The 3,523-nt window shown below is 66.2% G+C and carries 4 protein-coding genes; 3 read left to right on the forward strand and 1 reads right to left on the reverse strand.

Annotation, left to right across the window (positions count from 1 at the left end; genetic code table 11):
- Positions 1–176: 176 nt before the first annotated feature.
- The 3 genes from ABYX71_RS11135 to ABYX71_RS11145 all read left to right on the forward strand — a co-directional run bounded on the left by ABYX71_RS11135 (position 177) and on the right by ABYX71_RS11145 (position 2,747).
- The gene (locus tag ABYX71_RS11135) at positions 177–848 is read left to right on the forward strand and encodes a sulfotransferase family 2 domain-containing protein (RefSeq protein ID WP_372696567.1); all 672 of its coding nucleotides are present in this window, start codon (positions 177–179) and stop codon (positions 846–848) included.
- Between the two features lie 92 nt (positions 849–940).
- Entirely contained in the window at positions 941–2,200 is a 1,260-nt protein-coding gene (locus tag ABYX71_RS11140) for an SRPBCC family protein (RefSeq protein WP_372696568.1), read from the forward strand.
- A gap of 4 nt (positions 2,201–2,204) precedes the next feature.
- Positions 2,205–2,747: a zinc ribbon domain-containing protein gene (locus ABYX71_RS11145; protein ID WP_372696569.1), complete on the forward strand. Its 543-nt coding sequence runs from the start codon at positions 2,205–2,207 to the stop codon at positions 2,745–2,747.
- 209 nt (positions 2,748–2,956) lie between these two features.
- Here the strand turns inward: ABYX71_RS11145 and ABYX71_RS11150 are convergent.
- Positions 2,957–3,523 (reverse strand): hypothetical protein (locus ABYX71_RS11150; RefSeq protein WP_372696570.1); only part of this gene is annotated, 567 nt, incomplete at its 5' end.

Raw genomic sequence — 3,523 nt, forward strand, 5'->3', positions numbered from 1 at the left:
GGCGATGCCACCGCCCTGGCCGAGGCCATGCTCGCCACGCTGCGGGCACCGTTGCCGGCCGAGCAGCTGCGCCAGGCCGTGCGCGACTACCGGCAGGACATCAGCGCGGCGGGCTACCTGGCCGCGCTGGGCCTGCCGGCACCGGCGGCAACCGCCGGCCCCACCCGGACCTGACCATGCTGCTGTGCTACCGCCACAACTTTCTGTTCGTGCACATTGCCAAGACCGGCGGCACCAGCGTGCGCGCCGCGCTCGCCCCGCTGCGCCGGCGTGACGCCTGGCGACCGGTGCTGTGGGCGTGCAGCCGCCTCAGCGCCGCGTCCGGCCACCGGCTGGGCATCAAGTTTCCGCGCCATGCCCCGGCCAGCGCGGCGCGCGACATGCTGCCGCGCGAGTTCTACGACCGGCTGTTCAAGTTCGCCTTCGTGCGCAACCCGTGGGACCTGCAGGTCAGCTCCTGGCATCACCTGCGCCGCGAGCGCCCGCAGCTGGTGGCCGGCTGCGCCGACTTCGCCGCCTTCGTGCGCCACAAGCTGGACCCGCAGCGGCCGTGGCAGTTCCATCTGGACACGTCCATCACGCCGCAGGTGGACTGCGTCACCGACCGCCACGGCCGGCTGATCGTGGACTTCATCGGCCGCTACGAACAGCTCGACCGCGACTTCGCCGACATCTGCCGGCGCATCGGCGTGCCGGTGGCGGCCCTGCCGCACCGCCGCCAGGCCGTCGACCGCGCCGACTACCGGCGCTACTACGACGACGACACCGCCGAGCGCGTGGCCCGGCACTTCGCGGACGACATCGCGCGCTTCGGCTACCGCTTCGACGACCCCGCCGCGCAGGCATGACGCACCGCCGGGGACGCCCGGCCGGCGCGACGATCCGCGCACCGCATGCTGGTAGAGTTCGGGCATACAAAACCGCGCGAGGAGAGACGCCCGTGAACGCCCCGCAAAACCGCTCCGACCTGCCCTTTGCCTGGCCCGAACTTGGCCTGCGCCGCGTGCCCTACGCCGTGTTCACCGACCCCGCCATCTACCAGCTCGAACAGGAACGCATCTTCCGCGGCCCGACCTGGAACTACGTGGCGCTGGAAGCGGAACTGCCCAACCCGCACGACTACGTGTCCACCTTCATCGGCGACACGCCGGTGGTGGTCACGCGCGACGGCGAAGGCGCCCTGCACGCCTGGGTGAACCGCTGTGCCCACCGCGGCGCGCTGGTGTGCCGGGACCTGCGCGGCAACACGCAGACCCACACCTGCGTCTACCACCAGTGGGCCTACGACGCCTCGGGCGCACTCATCGGCGTGCCCTTTCGCAAGGGTCTTGGCGGCAAGGGCGGCTACCCGGCCGACTTCGACATGGCCGAACACCCGCTGCGGCCGCTGCGCGTGGCCAGCCGGCGCGGCGTGGTGTTTGCCAGCTTTGCCGAGGATGGGCCGGGCTTCGAGGAGTACCTGGGCGACACCATGCTCGGCAACATCGACCGGGTCATGCACAAGCCCATCGAGGTCATCGGCTACAGCCGCCAGTACGTGCACGCCAACTGGAAGCTCTACGCCGAGAACACGCGCGACTCCTACCACGCCATGCTGCTGCACCTGTTCTATCCCACCTTCGGCATCGCCCGCCCGGCGCAGAAAGTGGCCATCGAGATGAACGAGGCGCGCTACCACAACCTGTTCACCGTGTGGCAGCCGTCCGGCAAGGAGAGCATGGACACCTACAAGCAGCACACCACGCGCGCCATCCAGGGTGGGCAGGACGCACTGGAGTCGCCGCAGTTTCTGCGCTATATCAACGAGCGCGGCGACGACATCTGCATCACCATCGAATCCCTGTTCCCCAACAGCGTGTTCCAGCACATCCAGAACGGCATGGCCGTGCGACAGATCCGCCCCACGGCGGTGGACCAGTTCGAGCTGTACTGGACCTACTTCGGCTACGCCGACGACAGCGAGGAAATGCGTGCCCACCGCCTGCGCCAGGCCAACATGCTGGGCCCGGCCGGCCTCATCGCCATGGAAGACGCCGAAGCCGGCGAAATCATCCAGCGCGCCGTGTCGGACGGCAGCAACGAACAGTCCTTCGTCGAAATGGGCGGTTACGGCACCGAAAACCTGTACGACATCAGCGGCACGGACGAAAACTCCATCCGCGGCTTCTGGCAGGGCTACCGCGACCTGATGGGCTTCTGAACGCATGCGGCATTGCTCCCACTGCGGCGGGCCGGTCGAGCTGCGCGTACCTCCCGGCGACAACCGGCCACGCCACGTGTGCCCCGCCTGCGATGCCGTGCACTACCAGAACCCGCGCCTGGTGGTGGGCTGCATCCCGCAATGGGAAGACCGCGTCCTGCTGTGCCGGCGCGCCATCGAGCCCGCCTACGGCCGCTGGACCCTGCCGGCCGGCTTTCTGGAACTGGGCGAAGGCACCGCCGAGGGCGCCGCGCGGGAAGCCGCCGAGGAAGCCTGCATAGACGTCGACATCGGCCCCCTGTTCAGCCTCATGGACGTGCCGCACATCGGCCAGGTGCACATGCTGTACCTGGCCCACCTGCGCGAACCGCGCTGGGCAGCGGGCGACGAAAGCCTGGAAGTCGCCCTGTTCGCCGAAGCGGACATCCCCTGGTCGGACCTCTCCTTCCGCAGCGTGCGCGAGACACTGAAGCACTACTTCGAGGACCGGCGGCACGGCCGTTTCGGACTGCACACGGCGGTGCTGGGGCCGCCGCCGGGGACCTGAGCACATCGCTTCGGTGAACGTTGGCGTAATTGGCGCGTGGTAACGTGGGCAAAGGCCATCAAACCGTGCCCACTCGCATTTGACGAATTGCGACCAATAATGCCCCTGTCCGCGTGGGCACGCTTCGCTTTGCCCACCCTACGGCTCGCTGAGACGAGGGCGTAACGTCCCAGGCGTCGAGTGGACAAACCTGTGGGGCATCTCGATTTTCATTCTTCCGGTTGGTGTGCCTGAAAATACCGCGAAAGGTGCGAATAGCGGAATGCGAGCTTCGAATTCTTATCTGACTGATAAAGGGCAACCTGCTCCCCGACAAACTTTGCAGCCGCAGAATAAAGTTCCAGGTGATGCTCATGCGTGATCGCACTCTGGAACTTATCACCAAGGTAATGCACGATCCAATGGCCATCTTCGTCACGCGCAAGCATGCTCAGACACAGGGCCGCGAATTCCCGATCAACACTCGCAAATACACTCTGATCTGGATTATTAGCATGCCTCTTCAAGTACCGCATTGTTTCCGGCCCAACAACGATTCGGGGGTATTGTGCAACCGCGTTTTCAAGCTCATATGCACAGGCCACCGCCGGACCATAAAGCTCGCCGGGTTGGAGTTCGACTCCCCACGCAATTTCGATTGCGCCACGAACCGGGCGTCCGGTCGCCAAACCCGCCAAGCACAGCGTCCCGGCAAGGCCCAGAACCCCAAAAACGCCATTCATTTTGCATTTGACAACCTCATCTCCCAAGCACACAAAAGAGACAATCCCGTCGGA

It is taken from the genome of Immundisolibacter sp. (genome assembly GCF_041625615.1).
Classification (GTDB): domain Bacteria; phylum Pseudomonadota; class Gammaproteobacteria; order Immundisolibacterales; family Immundisolibacteraceae; genus Immundisolibacter.

Bases quoted from the DNA above. Each gene is read 5' to 3' on its own strand.
- ABYX71_RS11135 (WP_372696567.1), top strand. From the start codon at position 177: ATGCTGCTGTGCTACCGCCACAACTTTCTGTTCGTGCACATTGCCAAG.
- ABYX71_RS11145 (WP_372696569.1), top strand. From the start codon at position 2,205: ATGCGGCATTGCTCCCACTGCGGCGGGCCGGTCGAGCTGCGCGTACCT.